At 37.3% G+C, this 24,757-nt stretch carries 20 protein-coding genes and 1 pseudogene; 7 read left to right on the forward strand and 14 right to left on the reverse strand.

All coding sequences use genetic code 11. From position 1 onward, the window contains the following. Positions 1-13 precede the first annotated feature (13 nt). The 6 genes from JHT90_RS08025 to JHT90_RS08050 form a co-directional block, all read right to left on the reverse strand. On the reverse strand, positions 14-1,288 hold the full coding sequence (locus JHT90_RS08025) for a dihydroorotase (protein ID WP_201090276.1): 1,275 nt from the start codon (positions 1,286-1,288) through the stop codon (positions 14-16). After that, positions 1,285-2,286 (reverse strand): aspartate carbamoyltransferase catalytic subunit, encoded by a 1,002-nt coding sequence (locus JHT90_RS08030; RefSeq protein WP_201090277.1) that lies wholly within the window; start codon positions 2,284-2,286, stop codon positions 1,285-1,287. Before JHT90_RS08030 ends, JHT90_RS08025 begins: the two co-directional genes overlap by 4 nt. A 12-nt stretch (positions 2,287-2,298) precedes the next feature. Further along, positions 2,299-2,808, reverse strand: coding sequence for a bifunctional pyr operon transcriptional regulator/uracil phosphoribosyltransferase PyrR (pyrR, locus tag JHT90_RS08035; protein WP_201090278.1), 510 nt, complete (start codon positions 2,806-2,808; stop codon positions 2,299-2,301). Beyond that, positions 2,805-3,245, reverse strand: coding sequence for a Holliday junction resolvase RuvX (ruvX, locus tag JHT90_RS08040; protein WP_201095805.1), 441 nt, complete (start codon positions 3,243-3,245; stop codon positions 2,805-2,807). Before ruvX ends, pyrR begins: the two co-directional genes overlap by 4 nt. Positions 3,246-3,250: 5 nt before the next feature. Beyond that, the gene (locus JHT90_RS08045) at positions 3,251-3,820 is read right to left on the reverse strand and encodes a YqgE/AlgH family protein (protein ID WP_201090279.1); all 570 of its coding nucleotides are present in this window, start codon (positions 3,818-3,820) and stop codon (positions 3,251-3,253) included. 107 nt (positions 3,821-3,927) lie between these two features. After that, positions 3,928-4,545 carry a dual specificity protein phosphatase family protein gene (locus JHT90_RS08050; RefSeq protein ID WP_201090280.1) on the reverse strand — a complete coding sequence of 206 codons (618 nt, stop codon included), beginning with the start codon at positions 4,543-4,545 and terminating at the stop codon, positions 3,928-3,930. A 129-nt stretch (positions 4,546-4,674) separates the two neighbouring features. Here JHT90_RS08050 and JHT90_RS08055 point away from each other — a divergent pair, with 129 nt between their 5' ends. Further along, the gene (locus JHT90_RS08055) at positions 4,675-5,751 is read left to right on the forward strand and encodes a phosphatidate phosphatase App1 family protein (protein WP_201090281.1); all 1,077 of its coding nucleotides are present in this window, start codon (positions 4,675-4,677) and stop codon (positions 5,749-5,751) included. Between the two features lie 25 nt (positions 5,752-5,776). Here the strand turns inward: JHT90_RS08055 and cysK are convergent, their stop codons facing one another. From cysK to JHT90_RS08090, 7 genes and pseudogenes are all read right to left on the reverse strand, one after another. Next, a complete protein-coding gene (gene cysK / locus JHT90_RS08060; protein WP_201090282.1) occupies positions 5,777-6,748 on the reverse strand; it encodes a cysteine synthase A in 972 nt (323 codons plus the stop codon). A gap of 377 nt (positions 6,749-7,125) precedes the next feature. Further along, the gene (locus JHT90_RS08065; RefSeq protein ID WP_201090283.1) at positions 7,126-8,016 is read right to left on the reverse strand and encodes an alpha/beta fold hydrolase; all 891 of its coding nucleotides are present in this window, start codon (positions 8,014-8,016) and stop codon (positions 7,126-7,128) included. 92 nt (positions 8,017-8,108) lie between these two features. Further along, the gene (locus tag JHT90_RS08070; protein ID WP_201090284.1) at positions 8,109-8,726 is read right to left on the reverse strand and encodes a glutathione S-transferase; all 618 of its coding nucleotides are present in this window, start codon (positions 8,724-8,726) and stop codon (positions 8,109-8,111) included. Positions 8,727-8,975: 249 nt separating this feature from the next. After that, on the reverse strand, positions 8,976-12,470 hold the full coding sequence (gene smc, locus JHT90_RS08075) for a chromosome segregation protein SMC (RefSeq protein WP_201090285.1): 3,495 nt from the start codon (positions 12,468-12,470) through the stop codon (positions 8,976-8,978). 16 nt (positions 12,471-12,486) lie between these two features. After that, positions 12,487-13,281, reverse strand: a pseudogene (gene apbC / locus JHT90_RS08080) (iron-sulfur cluster carrier protein ApbC); the annotation flags it as partial. Between the two features lie 61 nt (positions 13,282-13,342). Continuing rightward, positions 13,343-14,041 (reverse strand): uracil-DNA glycosylase, encoded by a 699-nt coding sequence (ung, locus tag JHT90_RS08085; RefSeq protein ID WP_201090287.1) that lies wholly within the window; start codon positions 14,039-14,041, stop codon positions 13,343-13,345. Continuing rightward, a complete protein-coding gene (locus JHT90_RS08090) occupies positions 14,034-15,230 on the reverse strand; it encodes an AI-2E family transporter (protein WP_201090288.1) in 1,197 nt (398 codons plus the stop codon). Before JHT90_RS08090 ends, ung begins: the two co-directional genes overlap by 8 nt. A 246-nt stretch (positions 15,231-15,476) precedes the next feature. Between JHT90_RS08090 and htpX the strand changes: the two genes are divergently transcribed. From htpX to JHT90_RS08120, 6 genes are all read left to right on the forward strand, one after another. Continuing rightward, positions 15,477-16,352, forward strand: coding sequence for a protease HtpX (gene htpX, locus JHT90_RS08095; RefSeq protein ID WP_201090289.1), 876 nt, complete (start codon positions 15,477-15,479; stop codon positions 16,350-16,352). Positions 16,353-16,482: 130 nt separating this feature from the next. Beyond that, positions 16,483-17,262: a type I methionyl aminopeptidase gene (gene map / locus JHT90_RS08100; RefSeq protein WP_201090290.1), complete on the forward strand. Its 780-nt coding sequence runs from the start codon at positions 16,483-16,485 to the stop codon at positions 17,260-17,262. A 19-nt stretch (positions 17,263-17,281) separates the two neighbouring features. Beyond that, positions 17,282-19,981 (forward strand): [protein-PII] uridylyltransferase, encoded by a 2,700-nt coding sequence (locus JHT90_RS08105; RefSeq protein WP_201090291.1) that lies wholly within the window; start codon positions 17,282-17,284, stop codon positions 19,979-19,981. An 18-nt stretch (positions 19,982-19,999) separates the two neighbouring features. After that, complete coding sequence (dapC, locus tag JHT90_RS08110; RefSeq protein WP_201090292.1) at positions 20,000-21,199, forward strand: succinyldiaminopimelate transaminase; 1,200 nt, start codon at positions 20,000-20,002, stop codon at positions 21,197-21,199. A gap of 82 nt (positions 21,200-21,281) precedes the next feature. Further along, a complete protein-coding gene (locus JHT90_RS08115) occupies positions 21,282-23,465 on the forward strand; it encodes a carboxy terminal-processing peptidase (protein WP_236253886.1) in 2,184 nt (727 codons plus the stop codon). A gap of 5 nt (positions 23,466-23,470) precedes the next feature. Further along, entirely contained in the window at positions 23,471-24,421 is a 951-nt protein-coding gene (locus tag JHT90_RS08120; protein ID WP_201090293.1) for an NAD(P)H-quinone oxidoreductase, read from the forward strand. On the opposite strand, the gene JHT90_RS08125 is transcribed toward JHT90_RS08120, so the two are convergent. Continuing rightward, entirely contained in the window at positions 24,414-24,740 is a 327-nt protein-coding gene (locus tag JHT90_RS08125) for an MGMT family protein (RefSeq protein ID WP_201090294.1), read from the reverse strand. The two genes, JHT90_RS08120 and JHT90_RS08125, sit on opposite strands and share 8 nt — an antisense overlap. Between the last annotated feature and the right edge of the window lie 17 nt (positions 24,741-24,757).

Genomic DNA, 24,757 nt, shown 5'->3' on the forward strand with positions numbered 1-24,757 from the left:
CCTTGGCTTATAATCAATCTGCCTGAAACACAATACGTCCATCCACTATGGTCGTATCAACTTTTGCAGGTAGACAATGGCCTATAAAAGGACAATTACTGCCTTTAGAATGCCAATGATCTCCAACAATAGTTGAAGAATTAATATCAAACAACACAATATCAGCCACTTTACCTACCGCTAAATCAGCTACAGGTAACCGTAAAGCATCAGCAGGGCCAGTTGTTAATCTAGCTAACAAGGTGGGTAAATCTAATAGACCATCTTCCACTAAAGTCATTGCTAAAGGTAATAAAATTTCAACACTGCTCATGCCAGGTTCAGTTTCTGCAAAAGGCGCTGCTTTAGCATCTTTTTCATGGGGCTGATGGTGGCTAGCAATAGCTTGAATAACGCCTGACTTCACACCCTCACGTAAGGCATCACGATCTTTTTGAGTGCGTAATGGAGGTTGCACATAGTAAAGACTTGAAAAATCTGACAACGCTTCATCGGTTAATATCAGTTGATACAGTGCTACATCAGCCGTAACAGGTAAGCCTCTTGCCTGTGCAGCAGCAATTAACTCCACAGATCTTGCGGTGGTTAATTGACTAAAATGTGCCCTTACCCCTGCTTGTTCTACTAATAATAAGTTACGCGTTAAAGCAATGGTTTCAGCAGTTTCTGGAATACCAGCTAGGCCTAAAAAGCTGGCAATAGCTCCCTCATGGGCTACACCATCTTCAGCTAAAGTAATATCTTGTGATGTAAAAATCACTTGTAAATCAAAGGTAGCAGCATACTCTAATGCTCTTCTTAGAATACGATTACTTTCGATTGCTGCTAGACCATTAGTGAAAGCTACACATCCTGCTTCTGACAACGCCATCATCTCAGCTAATTGAGCACCTTCACAGCCTTTAGTAAGTGCACCTATAGGGTACACTTTGGCATGTGCCGATTGACGTGCACGTTCTAAAATAAGATCAATAACTGCTGTTGTATCAGCTACAGGCTTAGTATTAGGTGGGCAACATAAGGAAGTCACACCACCTACTGCTGCGGCTAATGTTTCTGTAGCAATAGTACCTTTACGGGAATAACCTGGTTCGCATAAAGCCACATTTAAATCCACTAAACCTACTGAGGCAATAAGCCCTGTGGCATCAATCGTTTTAGTGGCTTTGAAGTTTGCAGGCGCTTCACCTAATGCAATAATCTTTCCGCCTTCAATATGAATATCTGTTTGCTTATCTAGCTTGCTTTTCGAATGAATCACACGGGCATTATTAATGGTTATACTCATAAACTGCCCTCCTGTTCTAATTGTCGCTCTGCTAACTGACCACTCATCGCCATGGATAACACGGCCATTCTTACAGCAATGCCATAAGTAACTTGGTTTAAAATAACGGACTGTTCACAATCTGCCACTGATGATTCTATTTCTACCCCACGGTTAATTGGGCCTGGATGCATAACAATGGCATTGGCTGCCGCCATGGTTAAACGTTTCTCTGTTAAGCCATATTGTTTAAAAAACTCACCTTCACTAGGTAATAAACCACCTTTCATGCGTTCTTTTTGTAAACGAAGCATAATTACCACATCTACATCTTTGATACCTTCATCCATATTGGTATAGGCTTTCACTTTATACTGTTCTGTTAAACCTACAGGTAATAATGTATTTGGCCCAATCACGCGGATATCTTTACAACCTAGGGTTTCTAACGCCAGCATATCAGACCGTGCTACACGTGAATGCATAATATCGCCTACAATAGCCACGGATAAATCACTGTATTCACCTTTATGGCGTCGGATAGTCAGCATATCTAACATACCTTGCGTAGGATGAGCATGGCGACCATCGCCACCATTAATAACTGCTACATGGGGTGAAACATGCTCAGCAATAAAATGAGCTGCTCCAGATTCGCTATGACGCACCACAAACATATCAGCAGACATTGCCTCAAGGTTACGTAGTGTATCAGTTAAGGTTTCACCTTTACTGGTTGAAGAAGTGGATACATTGAGTGTAATCACATCTGCAGAAAGCCGCTTTGCTGCTAACTCAAAGGTGGTGCGAGTCCGCGTTGAGTTTTCAAAAAACACATTACAAACCGTTTTGCCCCTTAATAACGGAACTTTTTTAACAGCTCGCGCACCGACCTCAAGAAAAGAATCTGCGGTGTCTAAAATTTCGGTTAGTAATTCTTTAGATAATCCATCTAATGATAAAAAATGCCTTAATTGTCCCTGACTATTTAGTTGAAGTGCTTGTTTTCTTTTAAGCATACAAAAACTCTCTTAGGAAACTAAAGTTTTTAACTCAAGGGTTAATGGGGATGGCCCTTGTACTTTGACACGTTGATTAGTGCCTAAATCTAATACTTCCCCTACTACATCAGGGCGAATAGGTAATTCCCTTGCATCTAAATCTAATAAACACACTAAGGTAATACTGGCTGGCCTACCATAATCATAGAGTTCATTCATGGCGGCTCGAATAGTGCGCCCACTCATTAATACATCATCAATTAAAACAATGTGTTGATTGTCAATTTCAAAGGGTAAAGCAGATGGACTTACCTGTGGATTTAGCCCTTTCTGAGTAAAATCATCACGATAGAAAGATACATCTAAAATACCAAGGGTTTCATCTTGCTTATCCATTGCTTCTAACAGTGCTTGAGCAACCCAAACACCACCCGTTCTAATACCTACATAAGCAGGGTTGGTAATACCACGCTTAGTTAAGTAGTTCTGTAAATTAGTTGCCATATTAGATAAAAGTGTTGTTGGTGAAGGTAACTTCATGTTCTCTCCGTTATTGAAGAATAATTTTCTAGCCAACTTTCAATAATTAGGGCGGCTGCTAGTGCGTCGACAGGGCTCTTATGATAATCCCCTTTGTGTCCCTGCTTAAAATATTGTCCTTTTGCTTCAAAACTGGTTAGTCTTTCATCGTGTGTATAGACGGGCAATTTAAAACGCCCATGGAGACGCCGTGCAAATTTCTCAGCACGAGAACTCATTTCACTTGGTGTACCATTCATATTTAAGGGTAGACCTACAACAATGACTTCTGGTTGCCATTCTTTTAATAAACTTTCTATCTGTTGCCAATTAGGTATGCCATCTTTAGCCTTTAAAACACAAAGCTCCCTCGCTTGCTTGGTAATACCTTGACCTACTGCTACACCTATTTGACTCAACCCATAATCGAAACCTAAGATAATTTTAGGTAGACTCAGCTCCATTAAGCATGACCTGCTTGAAATGATAATGAAGAAAAATGAATGCCTAACTGTCCTAGTGCAACATCTAAACGTTGTTCACTGGGTACATCAAATAATACATCAGAGCGAAATGGACATGTAAGCCAAGTGTTTTCTAACATCTCCTTCTCAAGCTGTCCTGCCCCCCAACCTGCATACCCCAAAGCAATAAGATATTGTTTAGGCCCTTTTTTTTCAGCTATATTGAATAAAACATCTTGTGAGGAAGTAATATTTATTTCTGGTAATTCAATAGTTCCTTCAAAATTTGCATCTTTAGTGTGCAATACAAAGCCACGCTCTTGCTCTACAGGGCCACCTGAATAAATGGGTGTCATTAAATTTTCGGTAGGGAATAAAGTCTCTGGTTTTAGCTGTTCTAAAACATCCACTAAATGAAATGATCGTTGTTGATTAACAACAATTCCCATCGCCCCTTCTGCGTTATGATTTACTAGGTAGATAAGGGCGCGTGCGAACTCTGAGCCTTCCAATTGAGGCATGGCAATTAAAAACTGATTATCTAAATAGGTTGAATGACCGTTTTTCATAGACTTTTATATTTCGATTAAATTTCAACGAGCATTATAAAGGTCATTCACCTAAAGGTCACGAACTCATATAAATTAACTGTTACCAAACACAATTCTTTGTTAGATTAACTACTAAAAAAATTACAAACAGCCCACCTACTGGTACTACAATCATTATTTTTTAGGGCTTTGCGTATACCGTTGACATTCGCTTTTTGTATATAAGCCATTGCTTCATTAACATCTTCCATTTCGGTAGAAGAAATGCCATAGACTAACTCATTAATTGCTTGCTCTTTTGACCAACGCTGAACAACTATGCGATACATAGCAATAAACAAACCTGTTCTATTTTGCCCATGCTTACAATGTAACAGCACAGCTTTCCCTTCACTTTGTGACTGCTGAATCAACTTTAATACTTTTAATACATCATCATCTTTTACACGGTCTGCATGGGTTGGGTATTTAACTAACTGTATTTTTTCGTTTTTTCCTAACCATTTGGTATCATCTTCTTTAATCAAGGTAATAATGGTAGCAATATTTTGTTTTTTAATAGTTTCTACCTTGCTAGTATCAGGTAAAGCGCTACGATAGAGTAATGGACTAACTTGATAGAAATTAAAACTAGGATCAATAGGATCTGCCCATTCTTCATTGTTTTGCATTGCCATTGCTAAATTAGAAATAAGACAAATAAATATAAACCAAGCTAAATGATAATAGTGTGTTATTTTCATAATTGATCTGCCGTTTTAAGCAATATAAAATCCGTTGACTTATCATATAAAACACCATGTAAAATTTTTGTGAAAATTCTGTCTAGTTTTTATTAAAAAACTACTAATTAATACTAAAGGATAATAAATATGCAATTTAGGAAATTTTTTATCTCTTCTCTGCTAGGATGTTTTACCCCAATAGCTCTTGCCTCATCCTTAAAATCAGATGAGTATGTAATGTTTATTCCTGATATTGCTTATCAAACAACTGAAAATAAAATTGCAGTTAATGTACAAGCATGGGTCTATGAAAAAGAACGTCGTCTAGGCATGACTACCACACTTACTAAGTATTTAGGTATTAATAAAGATCAGCTCAGCCCTGAGCAATACGCTAGACTATATGAAAGAAGCCAATTATTTAGAGTAGATTCTGAACGCGGTAAAAACATTAAGGTACAGTTTGCCGATCAATCTATACATAGCCTCCCCACAACTAACAAAGATGGTAGAGCCAATAAAACTGTTTATTTTGCAACAGACGCTGCTATAAGTAATAATAACCTTATCGCTTATCAGTTATATCAATCTGGCACACCAGCAGGCGCGGATAATGGCTATGCTATTTTTGCTTCGCCTGAAGGTCTATCTGTAATTTCTGATATAGACGATACAATAAAAGATTCTAACGTATTAGATAGACAGCAATTACTTGTAAATACTTTTATAGAAGAATTTAAAGCTATTGATAGTATGCGTGACTGGTATCGTTATATAGCTGATAATAATAAACAAACCATTGCTTTCCATTATGTTTCATCTAGTCCAATACAACTTTATCCTGCGCTTAAAGAGTTTATGGATAAAGCAAATTTTCCATTGGGTAGTTTTCATTTACGTGAAGGTACAACTTGGAACTCTGTAGTAGCAACAGGTGATGATTCTCTGCAACATAAAAAGAGCAGTATTGAAAAACTATTAACAGCTTATCCCAAACGTCAATTTATTTTAATTGGAGACTCGGGTGAAGCTGATCCTGAAATTTATGCGGATATGATGCGACGTCATCCTGAGCAAGTAAATTGTATTGCTATACGTAATGTAACCGATGAAGACAATCAAAATAGTCGCTATCAACAAACATTTAAAGATTTGGATATTAATAAATGGCGAGTATTTACTGACCCTACAGATTTAAAAGATTGGTGTATCAGCACGCAATAAAAAAGGGCTTATTAGCCCTTTTTTATTATTGTTTAGTTTCTTGCTCGGTAAACATATCAGCAAATAACATACTGGATAAATAACGTTCTGCTGAGTCTGGCAATATCACCACAATGGTTTTACCTTGATTTTCTGGTAGTTCTGCTAGTTTTAAAGCCGCTGCCAATGCTGCGCCAGAAGAAATACCACACAAAATACCTTCTTCTTGCATTAACCGTAACGCTGTTTGTTTCGATTCTTCATCAGTAACCTGTATTACCTTGTCTACTAATGAAAGATCTAAATTTTTTGGCACAAACCCTGCGCCAATGCCTTGGATTTTATGGGGAGCAGGCTTAACTTCCTCACCTTGCAAGGTTTGACTTATAACTGGCGATGTTACAGGCTCCACTGCTACAGAAAGAATAGGTTTTTTCTGGGTATTTTTAATATAACGTGAAACCCCTGTAATCGTACCGCCTGTACCAACACCTGATACAAGAATATCAATATTGCCATTAGTATCATTCCAAATCTCTGGGCCTGTTGTTTTTTCGTGAATAGCGGGGTTAGCTGGGTTATCAAACTGCTGTGGCATAAAGTATTTATCAGGATCGCTATTGACTATTTCGGTTGCTTTTTCAATCGCACCTTTCATCCCCTTAGCAGGTTCAGTCAAGACTAATTCGGCACCTAGTGCTTTTAAAATCTGACGACGTTCTAAGCTCATGGAAGAAGGCATGGTTAGAATCAGCTTATAACCTCTAGCAGCAGCCACAAAAGCTAAGGCGATTCCTGTATTGCCTGATGTAGGTTCAACTATTGTCACACCCTCTTTTAATTTACCTGAGTTTTCTGCATCCCAAATTAAATTCGCACCCACACGGCATTTTACAGAGTAGCCAGGATTACGCCCTTCTGTTTTCACAAGAATCGTAACCCCCCTTACGGTCAATTTATTTAATTGAATAAGAGGCGTATTACCAATAGATTGCGCATTATCTGTAAAAATACTCATTCGTTTGCTCCTGAACTTGTTTTAACAATATTTTTATTCTACTCTTTTTCTTGCAATTAGTTAGATTATGATGAAATGAATATATTACAAAAAAATATAAGTAAAAATTTATTTATTATTTTTAAATATATATTAATTTCTTTTACTAATATTCTTTGGCTTATATGCCATAACAATCATCACAATAATATGGCTCAGAACAGCATTTATCCAACGTTTATAGAAGCCAGCTAGTAAAATGACAAGCAATAGAAAACTAACGGTAATAACAAAGAATGATATAAGCAACCATTTTTAGCGATGCTCGTGCATATATCTACTTCTTATATCTATTATCGTTAATAAATATTTCTATTCTACAAAATCATAGCCTAATGTTATGACTTGATAAAATTAATTACATGCTCTGCCATTAGCTGTGACATAGTGGGTGGGAATAAATGCCCCATATCCAACTTAACCAACTGAGCACCTTCAATATTATCTGCTAAATATTGACCATGATCGATCGGTAAAACAGGATCAAACTCACCGTGCAATACTAATGTTGGCGCTTTAATCTGTTGCACTGTTTTTAAACGATCTGGAGAGTTGCCAACAGCCGCACCATGATTCATCACAGCCATTGGATTTTCCATTCTAGCCATGGATTCCTTAATTAGCATAGTCATTTCCTGCTCAGGAAAAGGTAATGAGCCACTATGTATAGAATGCCAACTATCTAAGGTAGATTTAACCACTTCTTCAGGCGTTTTAGGCATATAAAACGAAGCTTGTGCTAATTGGAATAAATAATCTTCACAAGGCGGTGATAAAGGGAACTGCCCCATATAGGTACCCTGTAAGGAATACATATAAGGACGTTGATCTGGTGAACTAGATAACAATATTAATTTATCAACATGGGAAGGATAATTAATACCTATCAATTGAGCGATATAACCACCCATTGACATTCCTATCACGGTTGTTTTTGCTAATTTATAGGCATCTAAAATAGCAATCGCATCTTCAGCCATATCATCTAGCGTATAGGGATTTATTGAATAGTTGATTGTAGAAGATTTACCCGTATCACGATTATCATAACGAATCACTAAAAACCCAGCATTAGCCAGTTCCTCACAGAAAGTTTGTGGCCAAAATAAGCCTTGATTCATTGCGCCCATTATTAACAAGATACCTGGATTTGCTGGATCACCAAAAGACTCCGTCCAAATCTCAACACCTGCTATAGTTGTTACTATTTTTTCGGTTGCTGTTGTCATAACACAGTCCTTACCTTTGTTTTAAAATACACTATAAACCTTTCAATCTAGACATAAATATGAGTTAAATCATATTTATAATAGTTTCTTTGTTAATTAATTGGCGTATCTAAAAAAATAGGTAGTGTTTCTAGCTCATTGGTAAATTGTGACAGTGTTGGAAAATCTTCTGGCTTTAATAAATCAGGCAAAGCAAATTGATTAAATGACCAAGCTATCGCTGTTGATATAGCAGCTTGATTAATTGAATCATCCATTGTTTTAAAAGAGTTTTGTGCTACCTCTTGTTCTAATACAGTAAAAGCACCTTTAATTTGATTAGTAACCCGCTCTATCCATGGCTGATAATGTTTTTCTTCAGGTCTTCTATGTAACTCATAAATCAATTGAAGCGTTTTTTCACAGCCCATTAAAGCAAGACCAATAACTTTCAAATGGGTAGCTAACTCATTAGGGCTAGAAGGTAATAATTTTTGCATCATAGGTACTTGCGATTCAAAATACTCAAGTATTAAACTAGAGTCCATTAGAATATCGCCATTATCCAACACTAAAGTGGGTAATTTCACCACAGGATTGATTGACTCTAATGTCGCATAATCATCACCAAATGCAGATAAAGGATAATGTTCAAAGGGAATACCATAATATTTTAAAGAAATGGCTACCCTTCTTACAAAGGGTGATTTTAATAAACCTATTAGCTGCATTATTACACTCCTTAATTATTAAATACTGTATGTTATATCCTACACCTCAGGATAGAAACCCTATCCATAAGTCGAATGCTAGCTATACAATACTATCCTAATTTTATAAATGTTGTATTATTTTAATATTAGTTATTGAAAATAAAGAAGTATTTAAAAAAATAGATTACCATAAGATCAAAAGTGCCTTTATTTCCCTATTTTCTAAGCCATTGATTTTTCAAAAACATGTAACAATTTATCATTGATTTACACTTCTGTTAATGCAACCGCTTCTTCCATATTCACTGCTACCAACCTTGAACAACCTGGTTCATGCATAGTTACACCCATTAGTTGATCTGCTTGCTCCATGGCAATTTTATTATGGGTAATATAAATAAACTGTACTTTTTCAGACATTTCTTTAACTAAATTAGCATAACGACCCACATTAGTATCATCTAATGGCGCGTCTACTTCATCTAGCATACAGAAAGGTGCTGGATTTAATTGGAAAATAGCAAATACCAGCGCTAAAGCTGTTAGCGCTTTTTCACCACCTGACAATAAGTGAATAGTACTATTCTTTTTACCAGGTGGCCTTGCCATAATGGCTACACCTGTACTTAACAAATCTTCTCCTGTAAGCTCCAGTGAGGCCATACCGCCACCAAACACTTTCGGAAAAAGTTTTTGCAAACCATCATTAATTTTATCAAATGTATCTTTAAAACGTTGCCGTGTTTCTTTATCAATTTTTTGAATAACATTTTCTAAGGTGGTTAATGCTTCCACTAGATCATTATTCTGTGCATCTAAATAGTTTTTACGTTCAGATTGCTGCTGATATTCCTCAATAGCGGCTAAGTTAATCGCCCCTAACCGTTGGATACGCTCTGTTACTTGCTCTAAGCGCTTCAGCCAATCCGACTCATTAGCTTCTTCTGTTAGATTTTGCAATAAGGTATGCAAATCGTAACTATCTTCTTGCAACTGTTCTTGCAAAGATTTTTTACGGACATTTAAGCCCTGCCAATCTAAACGCTGCTGCTCTAATTGTGATCTTAACGCTTGTGACTGTTGCTCTGCTCGGGTACGACGTTGTTCTGTCTCACGCAGTGAGCTATCTGCATCTTCTAGTGCCAAACGAGCTTGCTTAAGTTCTTCTTCTACTTGTAAGCGTTTCTCTAATTGCTGTTCAAGGCTAAAACGTAACTCTTCTATCGGTGCACTGCCTTCAGCCAATTGCGATTGCAATAATTCTTTACGCTCCTGTAAACGATCCATTTGTTGTTTTAGTCGTTGTAAAGATTGCGCTATTGCTTGCTTCTGTGTGACTAGGCCATTTAATTTAATAGATAATTGATGTAATTGGTCTTTTTGAACACGCTCTTCACGACGCCAATGTTCTAATTGGTTTTGTAACTGGCCTCGCTCAATCTGCAATGTAATATCTTGCTGAGCATACTCCGCCATTTGGTCTAGTGCCTCTTGCAACAACGCTCTAGCTTGTTTTAACTCTTCATGCTGTGCTTGTTGTTGTACAGTAAGCTCATGAATTTCTTTATCTAAGTACTGGCGGCGTTGCGTTACTTGCTCTACCTGTGCCCGATGTGCTACTAGCTTAGCTTTTAATTCACCCATTTGTTGGGTTAAATGTTGTAATTTGTTATGTTGATTGGCTAAGGATTGTTCTTTGCTATGTAACTGTTCAGTCAACAACTCTATGTCTTGCTGAGTTTGTTCAATAATTTCTACTAATTGTGCTTGCTGCTCTACTAGCTTTTCTAACTCTTGCGCTCTAGCTAATACCCCTGTAGTAGTTTGTTCACCTCGCTTAATGCGAATAAAGTCGCTACCTACCCAATAGCCATCTTGAGTAATTAGGCTTTGCCCTAATCCTAATGCTGTTCTTTTTGCTAGTGCCTCATCTAAGTTTTCCACAGGAATTACCATCGCTAACCATGAAGGAGCAATATCTTTACTGAGTACTTTATCTAATAAACTACTAGTATTGCTAATAGCTGTACTCATCGTAGTAGGCTGAATTAGTCTTAACTCACCCTGTGTAAAATTCTGTAAATTCGAAATATCCAAAGAATCGCAAATAATCGCTTGTAAATCAGCACCTAAAATCGTTTCAACTGCTAATTCCCAGCCCTCTACCACTTTTAAACGATCAGCTAAATGTTGATTATTTGCTAAGCCATGATCATTTAACCATTGAGCAGTATTACTATCAGGATTTAAAGCCGCTTGCTGTAATGCTTCTAATGAAGCGATGCGCCCTGCTAACCGTTGGCTATCATTTTGTTGCTTCTGATAACGTTGATCTAATTCTGTACGCTGACTACGTAAGTGTTGAATAGCTTGTTGTAACTGGCCTTTTTCTTCTTCTGCTTGTTCAATAACCAGTTCAGACTCTGCTAACTGCTCATTTAACAGTAAAATTTCTGCAGCTTGTGGATCAGCATTTAACTGTTCACTTTCACTAACAAAACGTTGCATACGTTCAGTTATGCGTTCTAAACTTTGCTCAAAGTGTTGGGTGCGTGACTGTTGTACTTCTGCCTGACGTTTTGTTTCATGGCTTTTTTGAGTAAATTCATGCCATTGCTCTTGCCAAGTGGCCATAGCGGTTTCAACTTCATGCAGTTGAATAGTGGCTTCTTCTGTTTTTGCTCCTAATAATTCTTTTTCAGGCTCTAATAATAAAACTTCTTCAGCAATAATAGCTAACTGTTCTTCATCAGCAGTAATGGTTGTTAATGCTTCCTGATAACTATGCTCCGCTTCTGTACTGTCTTCTTGTAATTGCTTCAATCGTTGTTGATTGTGCTGAATGCTTTGTTCAAAACGAGCAATTTCACCACCAATAGCATAAAAAAGGCCCTGCACTTGATTGAAATGTTCTGATAAATCATGATGTTTATCACGATGTTGTTCAATATGGGTGTCAGCATTTTGCTGTTCTGTAATTAACGCCTCTAATGCTAACTCTTGTTCTTGAATAATGCGCTGATGATTTTCTGTTTGACTATGCAAAGTTTGCCAGCGTATGGCGGTTAACTCTGCTTTTAATTGTCTTTCTTCTATTTTATATTGTTGATACTTTTCCGCAGATTTAGCTTGTGAGTGTAACCGCTCTAACTGTCTGCCTAACTCTTCTCTTAAATCAGATAATCGTGCTAAGTTTTCTTGGGTGCGATGAATACGATTTTCTGTTTCACGACGACGTTCTTTATATTTAGAAATGCCTGCCGCTTCTTCAATATAGTTACGTAGATCTTCTGGGCGCGCTTCGATTAAACGAGAAATCATGCCCTGCTCAATAATCGAATAACTGCGTGGTCCTAATCCTGTTCCTAAGAAAATATCGGTAATATCACGACGTCGGCATTTAGTGCCATTAAGAAAATATTGATTCTGACCATCTCGTGTTACACGACGACGAATAGATATCTCTGCATAACAAGCGTACTCACCCAGTAAAGTACCATCACTGTTATCAAAAATTAGTTCAATGGAGGCTTGGGTTACAGGTTTACGTGTATTAGAACCGTTAAAGATAACATCTATCATGGATTCGCCACGTAGATTTTTAGCTGATCCTTCGCCCATTACCCAACGCACAGCATCAATAATATTAGACTTACCACAACCATTTGGTCCCACTACCGCTGTCATATTAGTAGGGAAATAAGCAGTTGTTGCATCCACAAAGGATTTAAAACCTGCTAGTTTAATCGACTTTAAACGCATAGCCTGCTAAATTCTCTTATTCGTCAGTGGTTTCTATAAAGGGCATAACACTAGCGGTCGCTTTTAATTGTGCCACTTGCTGTACCATTTGCAAAGCAATAGCTTGATACAGCTTCGCTTCATCACTAGTCGGATTTGCAAATACCGTAGGTTTACCAGAGTCGGCTTGTTCTCTGATAGACAATGATAAAGGCAATGATCCTAAGAGATGAACATGGTATTGTTTAGCTAGTTTTTCACCACCGCCTTCACCAAATAAATGCTCGATATGGCCACAATGAGAACAAATATGTACAGCCATATTTTCAATAACTCCTAACACAGGAATATTTACTTTCTCAAATAAACCAATCGCTTTTTTGGCATCAATCAAAGCTAAATCTTGAGGCGTAGTAACAATTACAGCAGCAGTAACGGGCACTTTTTGTGCTAAAGTTAATTGTATATCGCCTGTGCCAGGTGGCATATCAATAATTAAATAATCTAACTGCCCCCACGCTGTTTGGGTAAGGAGCTGTAATAAAGCACCAGATGCCATTGGGCCACGCCATGCCATAGGTGTTTGATCGGACGTTAAAAAAGCCATGGTCATCACTTCGACACCATGTGCTTTAATAGGTACAAAGTATTTTTCATCTTTCACAGCTGGCTTAGTACCCTCTGGCAAGCCAAATAAAATACCTAAGCTAGGGCCATAAATATCTGCATCCAAAATGCCTACTTTTGCTCCCTGCTGACTTAAAGCGAGCGCAAGATTGGCGGCTGTGGTCGACTTACCAACGCCACCTTTACCAGAAGCCACAGCAATAATATGCGCGACTGAATCTAACATAGAAGCAGATGTTGTCATTTAATTTCCAAATCAATTTATACTACAAAGAACTTACAGTAGCAGGTAATTGCCAGTAAATTGGTGTTATACCACGCTGCTCTAAGAAATAATTAGCTTTACTAAAATGCCCGTTGCCTAAAAAACCACGATGAGCTGATAAAGGCGAAGGATGGGCTGAACACAATACCAAATGTTTAGTAGGATCAATCAGGCCTTTTTTACTTTGTGCATGAGAACCCCACAACATAAATACCACACCATCACAATGTTGATTTACTTCTTGAATAACGCGATCAGTAAACTGTTGCCAACCTTGTTTAGAATGTGAAGCCGCTTTATTAGCTTCTACGGTTAAGGAGGTATTTAATAGTAATACACCTTGTTCAGCCCAAGACTGTAAACAACCATGTTTGGGTGGATCAATATTTAAATCTCGTTTGATCTCTTTATAGATATTCACTAAAGAAGGCGGAATAGCAACACTTGGCTGTACAGAGAAGCTAAGGCCATGAGCTTGGTTAGGACCATGATAAGGATCTTGGCCTAAAATCACTACTTTTACAGCATCTAGTGGCGTACTGTTTAATGCATTAAAAATAAGCGAACCTTTGGGATAAATTATTTTACCTGCTGCTTTTTCAGCGCGTAAAAAATCTCCCAAAGCAGTCATATATGGCTTTGTAAATTCGTCTTGTAAGACATTTTTCCATGATGTTTCTAAGGCAATTTCTTTAGTCATTTTCGTTATCCATTCCTTTACTATTTTGATTGCGTTTTCTGTTGTTATAGTACCTACGTTTTTTGCGTTGCGGTTTTGGCTGAACTCCATCAGCTAAAGCTTGAAAGCTTTCAGCGTGATGAGTATCTTCTAACTGTAAACGTCTCTCAGTTAATATTGCCCACACTGTAATAAACATTGCAGCTATTAATGGTCCTAATACAAAGCCATTAATACCAAACACAGAGATACCCCCTAAGGTGGACAATAGAATTAACCAATCAGGTAATTTAGTATCTTTACCTACTAAAATGGGGCGCAATACGTTATCAATCATGCCAATCACTACTGCACCGAAGATGATTAAACTAACGCCTTGCCAAATCATACCTGTTACTAAAAAGTAGATGGCTACAGGTCCCCATACCAAACTGGCACCTACAGCTGGTAGTAGTGAAAGCACGGCCATGATGGTACCCCAAAGTATAGCACCCTGAATTCCATAGAACCAAAATGCAATACCCCCTAACGCCCCTTGTATACAAGCTACAATAATATTACCTTTAACCGTTGCTCTGATAACGATTGAAAATCTTTCATATAAATCAGATTTACGGTCATCCGAAATGGGAATTGCACGCTTGATACTTCGCCCTAACCATGAACCATCACGTAATAAAAAGAACAACAAATACAACATGACACATAGGCTAATGGCAAATTGTAAAGTGACCTGTCCAATACTATAGGCTTGATTACCAGCAAAACTAAGTGCTTTCATCCCCGTATTGGCTAACTTCTCTTTAATATCAGAAATATCGAAATCCCAGCCCATCCTCTCCAGCAAGCTTTGTAATGGAGCAGGCAAAGCATCCATAATATGTTGTAAGTATTGGCCAATATCAAACTTACCCTCTTTCATGCGGGTTAATAAGGCAGAACTTTCCTGAAATAGAGAATTAATTACAAAGATAACAGGGATAATCACTATTAAGACACAAGTACAAACAGTAATAAAAGCAGCTAAATTATTTTTGCCATTTAAACGATATTCTAAATTTCTCTGCATAGGGCTAAATAGTATCGTTAAGATAATAGCCCAAAAAATAGCGCCAAAAAATGGCAACATAATGTTTAAAAAAGCACAACTAAAAAAAACTAAAATGACAAAAAAAGTAAATATTTCAAGTTTATTATTACTCGATTGCATAATTTGCCTAATGGTAAAATCCATTGAATTAATAAAGGTGATAATAGTAGTAGTTTTATGGGCATAAATCTATTCTTTTTCGACTAAAGACAATCCAAAAATCAGATTAATCAGTTAATATTGCTAGGCTTTCTACTCTTTTAGACATAGTTTGAAATAAAGCTTTACTTGAACTTCTCTTTAATAAACCTTATACAACACAAGTATAAAAAACAAAATTGTTTTTACTCAGGAGTTTTTAGCTAGATGACACGTATTATCCTATATTTATTAACCAACTTAGCCATCGTAATAGTAGCAGGTATTGTACTCAGTTTATTAGGTTTTTCTGGTTATATAGAGCAAGATGGCCTGAATTTAACTGCTTTACTTATTTTCTGTGCTATTGTTGGCTTTGCTGGATCATTGATCTCACTGTTTATATCAAAGTTTATGGCTAAACGGGCCATGAATGTACAGGTTATTGATCAACCTAGAACACGCCATGAACAATGGTTAATCCAAACAGTACAAGAGCTTTCTCAAAAAGCGGGTATTAAAATGCCAGAAGTGGGTATTTTCCCTGCTTATGAAGCCAATGCCTTCGCCACAGGCTGGAACAAAAATGCTGCGCTAGTGGCCGTCAGTCAAGGTTTACTTGAACGTTTTTCGCCAGATGAAGTAAAAGCAGTACTTGGTCACGAAATTGGCCACGTAGCCAACGGCGATATGGTAACACTTGCCCTTATTCAAGGAGTTGTTAACACCTTTGTAATGTTCTTTGCACGTATTATTGGTTATTTTGTAGATAGAGTGGTCTTTAAAAATGAGAATGGTCGCGGCATAGGTTTCTTTGTTGCCACTATTGTTGCTGAATTAGTATTAGGTATTTTAGCCACCATGATCGTTATGTGGTTCTCCAGAAAACGTGAATACCGAGCTGATTATGCAGGCGCTTCATTAGTCAGTCCTATTGCAATGATTTCAGCACTGCAACATTTACAAGCTGAATCTAATATTCCTGCTGAAATGCCTGACAGTTTACAAGCTTTTGGTATCAATGGTTCATTAAAAAGCGGGTTACAAGAGCTATTTATGAGCCACCCTCGCTTAGAAGATCGTATTGCAGCACTTCGTCAATAGTAGCTTTATTTCATATAACTAAGGTCTATAACAATATAGATCTTAGTTCTGCATCTTTTTAGTTTTTTCTGGTGTAACCTGTTAAAATATCAGCTTTCAAAAAATATAAAATAACTTTTGACGAGAACTTATGAGTGTAATCATTAAAACACCAGAAGACATTGAAAAAATGCGCATTGCTGGTCGTCTAGCCGCTGAAGTATTAGAAATGTTGGATGAGCATGTAAAAGTTGGTATAACCACGGATGAATTAAATACTATTTGCCATGATTATATCGTGAATGTACAACAAGCTATCCCTGCTCCATTAAACTATCATGGTTATCCAAAATCTATTTGTACCTCTGTAAACCATGTTGTTTGTCATGGTATTCCAAACGATAAACCATTAAAAAATGGTGATATTGTGAACATCGATATTACCGTTATCAAAGATGGTTACCATGGCGATACCAGTAAAATGTACTTGCTTGGTGATGTGCCAGAGTGGGCTGATCGCTTATGTAAAATCACTCAAGAATGTATGTATATGGCTATTGAATCAGTAAAGCCAGGTGCCCACTTAGGCGATATTGGTGCCATTATTCAAAAACATGCTGAGAAAAATGGTTTCTCTGTAGTACGCGATTATTGTGGTCATGGTATTGGCAAAGGTTTTCATGAAGCACCACAGGTTTTGCATTATGGCAAAGCAGGCACAGGCATAGAGCTTAAAGAAGGTATGATTTTTACCATAGAGCCTATGATTAACCAAGGTCGTTATGAAACGCGTACATTAGGTGATGGTTGGACGGCTATTACTAAAGATCGTAAATTATCCGCTCAATATGAGCATATGATCTTAGTAACTGACCATGGCTATGAAGTATTAACCTTACGTAAAGAAGAAACTTTTCCCCGCAGCAATTAGTAGTTGGAGATGAGTGGTTATGAGTAGTACTGCTGAATTATTTGATCAAGGGCAATTCCAAGCTGAACTTGCCTTGAAATCAAGCCCTATTGCTGCTTTTAAAAAAGCCATTAAACAAGCATGTACTATTCTTGACCAGCGCTTTTGTACGGGTTATGACATTCGTAAACTAATTACTGAACGCGCTTGGTTTATTGACCAAATTCTTATTCAAGCTTGGAAGCAGTTTAATTGGTCTGAACCTAACCGTATTGCTTTATTAGCAGTTGGAGGTTACGGTCGCGGAGAACTACACCCCCACTCCGATATTGATGTATTAATTCTGATAGAAAATGGTTATCAAGAACAATTTACCTCTTCTATTGAAAAGTTTTTAATGCTGCTATGGGATATTGGCTTAGAAATTGGACATAGTGTCCGCACCTTAGATGAATGCGCTGAACATGCCCGTAATGATCTAACCATTATTACCAACTTGATCGAGTGCCGTACTATTACTGGAGCAGACACACTCCGTAAACAAATGCTAGCGGCAACCAGTACAGAACATATGTGGCCAAGTTCAGAATTTCTTATTCAGAAATACTATGAACAAAAAGCCCGTCATGAAAAATACAATGACACAGAATATAACCTAGAACCTAATGTAAAAGGCTCTCCTGGTGGTCTAAGAGATATTCAAACTATTCTATGGATCGGTCGTAGAGAATATGGCAAATTAAAGCTGCACGCCATGATTGCCAAAGGCTTTATTACAGAAAATGAATACCGTGTCATGAACGCCTCGTTGCTTTTTTTATGGAAAGTTCGCTATGCCTTACATATGTTAGCTAACCGAGCCGAAGACCGCTTACTGTTTGATTATCAAGCTAAAGTCGCTAATTTATTAGGTTATACTGCTGAAGAGCCTAAAGTAGCTATTGAACAATTAATGAAGAAATATTACCGAATGGTAATGAATGTTTCGAGCATTAATGAAATTATCTATCAGCATTTTAAAGAAGTTATTTTAGAAAAAAACAAAACACCTACCATCACCCCGCTGAATAAACATTTTCAAATATGTAATGACTTTATTGAGGTGACTCAGCCAGATGTATTTAAAAAAGAACCCTCAGCGCTGTTAGAAATTTTCTTAGTCCTTGCAAAGCATCCTGATATATGGGGCATTAGAGCCAATACTATACGCTTGCTATGCGAAGCGAGATATTTAATTAATGATAAATTTCGCCATGATCCAAAAAATTCAAAATTATTTCTAGATCTCTTTAAATGTGAAACAGATATTCATCGTAATTTAAGACGTATGAACCGTTATGGTATTTTAGGTCGTTATATTCCTGCTTTTGGACATATTGTAGGACAAATGCAATATGATCTGTTTCATATTTACACAGTAGATGCCCATACCTTAAATGTTATCAAGCACTTAAGAAAGTTATCTCGTTCAGAGATGATAGAGAAATTTCCCTTACCAAGTAAAGTTTTCTTAAAACTTGCCAAACCTGAATTAATCTACTTAGCAGGATTGTTTCATGATATTGGTAAAGGGCGTGGTGGCGATCACTCAGAAATTGGCGCAGAAGAAGTAGTTAATTTTGGTAAGCTACACCGGCTGCCTGCAGAAGATACTAAACTTATTGCTTGGTTGGTGGCTAATCACTTAATAATGTCCACCACCGCACAACGTAAAGATTTAACTGACCCTAAAGTGATTAATGATTTCGCATTACGGGTAGGTGATGAAAATCATCTTAATTATCTGTATGTACTGACTGTAGCTGATATTAATGCCACCAATCCAACGCTCTGGAATTCTTGGCGTGCCACTTTATTACAACAACTTTATACCGAAACTAAACGCGCCTTAAGACGCGGTTTAACTAATTTACTTGGTCGTAATGAACAAATCCATCAAACTCAACAAGCAGCTATGGATATTTTAATTCGTAGTGGTGTTGATGAAGATGAGATTATGTCATTGTGGACGCAAATGGGCGAAGACTATTTTTTACGTCATACCTCCAGTGATATTGCTTGGCATACTGAAGCTATTTTACATCATGCCAATAATCAAGACCCATTAGTGCTTTTTAAACAAACCTCACAACGCGGCATGGCGAGTGCATCACAAATCTTTATTTATGCACCTAAGCAATGGGATTTCTTTGCAGTAACAGTATCTATCATGGGACAACTGAATCTTAGTATTCAGGATGCGCGGATTTTACCTTCAACCTCTAAGTTTTCACTAGATACTTATATTGTTTTAAACGAAGATGGTTCATCCATAGGGCAGGATCAACACCGTATAGATACCATACGTAAAGAACTAATTAATGGTTTGAAAAATCCAGAAAACTACCAAACCATTATTCAACGTCGTGTACCTAGGCAGTTAAAGCACTTTACCTTTAAACCCAGAGTATCTATTTATAACGACTTACAAAATGATGTTAGCGTGGTACAAATCGAGGCGCCTGATAGACCTGGTTTACTAGCACGTATAGCGAAAATATTTTTATCTTATGATTTAACCATCCAAGGTGCTAAAATAACCACCTTAGGAGAACGAGTAGAGGATAACTTTTTAGTTATTGATAAAACTGGGCATGCTATTTCTAACACTGAGCTAATAGCACAACTACAACAAACTATTATTAACAAGCTATCAGAAATCTCACAACCAACTTCTGATAACCTTACTATAGCCATTTAACTTAAAATTATTAACAATATGAATCCATTATTAGAAAAATTACAGCGTTATCCCTTTGAAAAACTAAGGGTTTTATTAAGTGACGTTAAAGCTAATGCAAATAAAACAGCGATTGCTTTATCGATTGGTGAGCCAAAGCATGAGTCACCTGCTTTTGTAAAACAAGCGCTTATAGAGCATATTGATAAACTGGCTGTTTACCCCACCACGGCTGGCTTATTACCCTTACGTCAGGCTATGGCTAATTGGGCTGAAAAGCGTTTTGCTGTACCTGATGGTTGGATCACACCAGAACAACATATTCTACCTGTTAATGGCACGCGCGAAGCTCTATTTTCTTTTACACAAGCGGTTATTGATAATACAAAAGAAGCATTAGTAGTTAGCCCTAACCCGTTCTATCAGATTTATGAAGGTGCAGCCCTGCTAGCTGGCGCTAAACCTCACTACTTACCTTGTTTAGCTGAAAATGGCTTTAACCCAGAATTTGACGCTGTATCGCCAGAAGTTTGGCAACGTTGCCAAATTTTATTCTTATGCTCACCAGGTAATCCCACGGGAGCCCTTGTTCCTGTAACCACCCTTAAAAAGCTAATTCAACTAGCAGATACTTATAATTTTATCATTGCTTCTGATGAATGCTACAGTGAACTATACTTTGATGAAAATAACCCACCTGCTGGTTTATTAACTGCCTGTGCTGAATTAGGTCGCCATGACTTTGATAAATGTGTTGTTTTCCATAGTTTATCAAAACGTTCAAACTTACCAGGATTACGCTCTGGTTTTGTAGCTGGCGATGCCAAAATACTCAAACAATATTTGCTGTACCGTACTTATCATGGCTGCGCGATGGCAGAACACACCCAATATGCAAGTATAGCTGCTTGGCAAGATGAACAGCATGTTGTTGCTAATCGCGCCCTCTATCGTGCAAAATATGATGCAGTTTTAGAAATCTTATCGCCTGTGATGGATATTCAGAAACCTGATGGTGGTTTTTATTTATGGCCTAAGACGCCTATAGCAGATACAGAGTTTACTAAACAGTTATTAATGAAACAAAATGTACTGGTTGTACCTGGTTCTTACTTATCTAGAGAGGTAGATGGTTTTAATCCAGGCGCTAATAGAATAAGGATGGCTTTAGTCGCTCCAATTAATGAGTGTATAGAGGCTGCCCACCGCATAAAAGAATTTCTTACAGAATATAGTTAGAAAAGACTAAATTATTGTTTTATTATCCACTTTTATTGTAGCGCAATATTATTTACTAACTAATGGAATCTTGTTAAACCCCATGAAAAATATTTTCACTAAAAAAATTATATCCACCCTTTGTGCTTTTAGCTGTACAGGTGCTTTACTTTTTTCAATGGGCATTGCAGCACCTAATGTTTTAGCTGATACAGCAGCTACAACGCCTGCCAAAACAACTGCTAAAAAAGATGATAAAACTGTTGCTTGGAAAGACCTTAAGCCTGATGAAAATCAGATTATTACTAGTTTAAATATCTTTGAAATATTACGTCGCCATCATTACTTAAAATTACCACTTGATGATGCCCGCTCAACCGTTGTATTTGATAGTTACCTAAAAACCTTAGACCCACAACGCAGCTTCTTTTTACAATCAGATATTGACGAGTTTTCGCCATTACGTACACAATTTTTCCGTTTACTACGCTATGGGCAATTAAAACAAGGTTATACCATCTATCAACGCTATTTAGAACGCGTGCAAAGTCGTGTTGAGTTTTTATTAGCTAAACTTGAGCATGGTATTGATAAAATTGATTTTAATAGCGATGAAACACTTTTAATTGATCGCGAAAAAGCACCTTGGCCAAAAGATTTAGCTGAACAACATGAGTTATGGTCTAAACAGTTTACTGATGATGTATTACGTTTGAAATTAACCAATAAAAAGGACGAAGAAATTACTTCACAGTTAACTAAACGTTATCAAAATCAATTAAAACGTTTAAAACAAATTTCCAGTGAAGATATCTTCCAAAGTTATATCAATGCTTTTGCCACCTCTTATGACCCACATACAGAATATATGTCACCAGAGACTGCAGAAAACTTTGATATTAATATGAGTCTTTCTTTAGAAGGTATTGGTGCTGTTCTACAAAGTGACAATGATTATGTCAAAATTGTTCGCTTAGTGCCTGCAGGCCCTGCTGCTAAATCAAAACAACTTGCTCCCGCAGATCGTATTGTGGCTGTAGGACAAGATAAAGAGGAAATGATTGATATTATTGGCTGGCGCTTAGAGGAAGTTGTTAAAAAGATACGGGGTGCTAAAGGTTCTAAAGTACAACTTGAGGTTATCCCAGCTTCTAACCCTCCTGGTGACTTAACCACTAAGAAAGTGACGCTAATCCGTGAAGCTATTAAATTAGAAGATCAAGCTGCCAAGAAATCGATACTTAATCTAGAGCATCAAGGCAAATCTAGAAAAATTGGTATTATTGAGCTTCCTACCTTCTATCTTGACTTTAAAGGTGTTAGAAATAACGATCCTGATTATAGAAGCAGTGTTCGTGATGTAAAAAATCTACTGGCCGAACTTAAAAAAGAGAAAGTAGAAGGCATCATCATTGATTTACGTAATAATGGTGGTGGTTCATTACAAGAAGCCACTGAGCTAACAGGTCTATTTTTACCACTAGGCCCTGCAGTACAAGTTCGTGATAGCAATGGTCAAGTAACTGTACTTGATGATGCAGCAGCCTCTGAAAAAGATGGCAAAGTAAAACAATCACCTATCTATACTGGACCACTAATTATCTTAGTTAATCGTCTATCTGCATCGGCATCAGAAATTTTTGCAGGGGCTATGCAAGACTATCATCGAGCACTGATAGTGGGTGGTCAAACCTTTGGTAAAGGTACAGTACAATCTGTATTACCTTTAAAACATGGTGAACTAAAACTAACAGTTGCTAAGTTCTATCGTGTTTCAGGGCAAAGTACTCAAAACAAAGGGGTTGTACCTGATATTACTTACCCTTCTATTATTGATACTGAACAAATTGGTGAAAGTAGCCTACCAGAAGCTATGCCTTGGGATACTATAAACCCTGCTATCTCAGCAGTTAATAATCCATTTAGCGCTATATTAGGCAATTTACAGCAAAAACATGATGAACGTGCGAAAAACAACCCAGACTTTGTTTACTACAAAAAACGTGCTGATTTAGTAAAAAAACTGGCCGAAGAAAAAACACTTTCATTGAATATAAAACAACGTAAGCAACAAAAAGAGCAGGCTGAAAAAGACTTGCTCAACCTAGAAAATACTAGGCGTATTGCTAAAGGTGATAAGCCTGTTGAGAAATTAGATGCACTAGAAACTGAACTTAACAAAGAATTGGAAGATAGCACTACTCCAAAACCTGAAAAAGACGGGTATTTAGTAGAAACCGCTAATGTCTTATTGGATTATATTACCTATAATGAGCAAACCAAGTAGCTAATATGAAAGCACTCTATAGCATAGCTAATCAGCTAAATTGGAAACATGAAACAGTTGTTGATTGTCCGAAAGGCTATGTAAGAGTGCAAATTGCTGCTGCTGGACTAAACCGAGCAGATTTACTGCAACGACAAGGTAAATATCCGCCCCCGAAAGGGATTACTGAAGCATTAGGTTTAGAATGCGCAGGTATTATTACAGAAACTAATCAGGTCACAAATTGGCAAGTAGGTGATCGAGTTTGTGCTTTATTAGCTGGTGGTGCTATGGCAACAGAGGTGGTAATAGATGCACGTCATTTATTACCCGTACCACAAAATCTTTCATTAGTAGAAGCTGCGGTATTACCTGAAGTGTATGCCACTGCATGGTTAAATTTATTTCAGATTGCGCAATTAAAACCAAGTGAAAAAGTATTAATTCATGCAGGTGCAGGTGGTGTTGGCTCTGCTGCCATACAACTATGCAAAGCCTTTAATAACCCTTGCTGGGTAACTGTTGGTAGTCAAGATAGGCTAGATTATTGTAAATCGCTTGGTGCTGAAGGTGGTGTGATTCGTACTGAGAACTTAGAAGCTATTAATAAACAAGCACCTTTTGATGTTATTTTGGACCCTGTCGGTGCTAACTATACAGCACTTAACACTGATCTGCTTAATATAGATGGGCGTTGGGTTATCATTGCTATGATGGGCGGCCATAAAACAGAAATCAATTTAGCGAAATTACTGGCGAAACGTATTCAAATGACAGGCTCCACATTACGTAGTCGTAATGATGACTTTAAAGCAGCTTTAATCAAACAACTAACTGAAAAAGTTTGGCCTTTATTTGAGACTAATCAGCTTTCTCATAATCTTGCCAAAACCTTTGCAATCGAACAAGCTGACCAAGCTTTTGAAGCATTAGCAAGCAATCAAATTAATGGAAAAATAGCATTAACTATTAATTAAAATAGCCAAACTGGTGTAAATCAATACGACCATCTTCACTAAAAACTATGCCTTCAGCAATCAATGCTTGATATTGACGCTGATAATCTTCCCCAGTTAAAGATATTCTGCCATTACGATTAACTATTCTAAACCAAGGCAACGATGAACCTTCTGGTAGTTTTTTTAATATTCCGCCTACCTGCCTAGCAGCGCGACTAGACCCAGCCATGCGAGCAATCTCACCATAAGTTGTTACTTTACCATAAGGAATGCTATAAACTGCCTGTAACACCCTTTGATAGAAGTTATCTTTAATCAGTGATACATCGTTTTCCATAAGCTCAATCAGTCAGT

Origin of the sequence: Entomomonas asaccharolytica (assembly GCF_016653615.1) — a bacterium.
Lineage (GTDB): Bacteria > Pseudomonadota > Gammaproteobacteria > Pseudomonadales > Pseudomonadaceae > Entomomonas > Entomomonas asaccharolytica.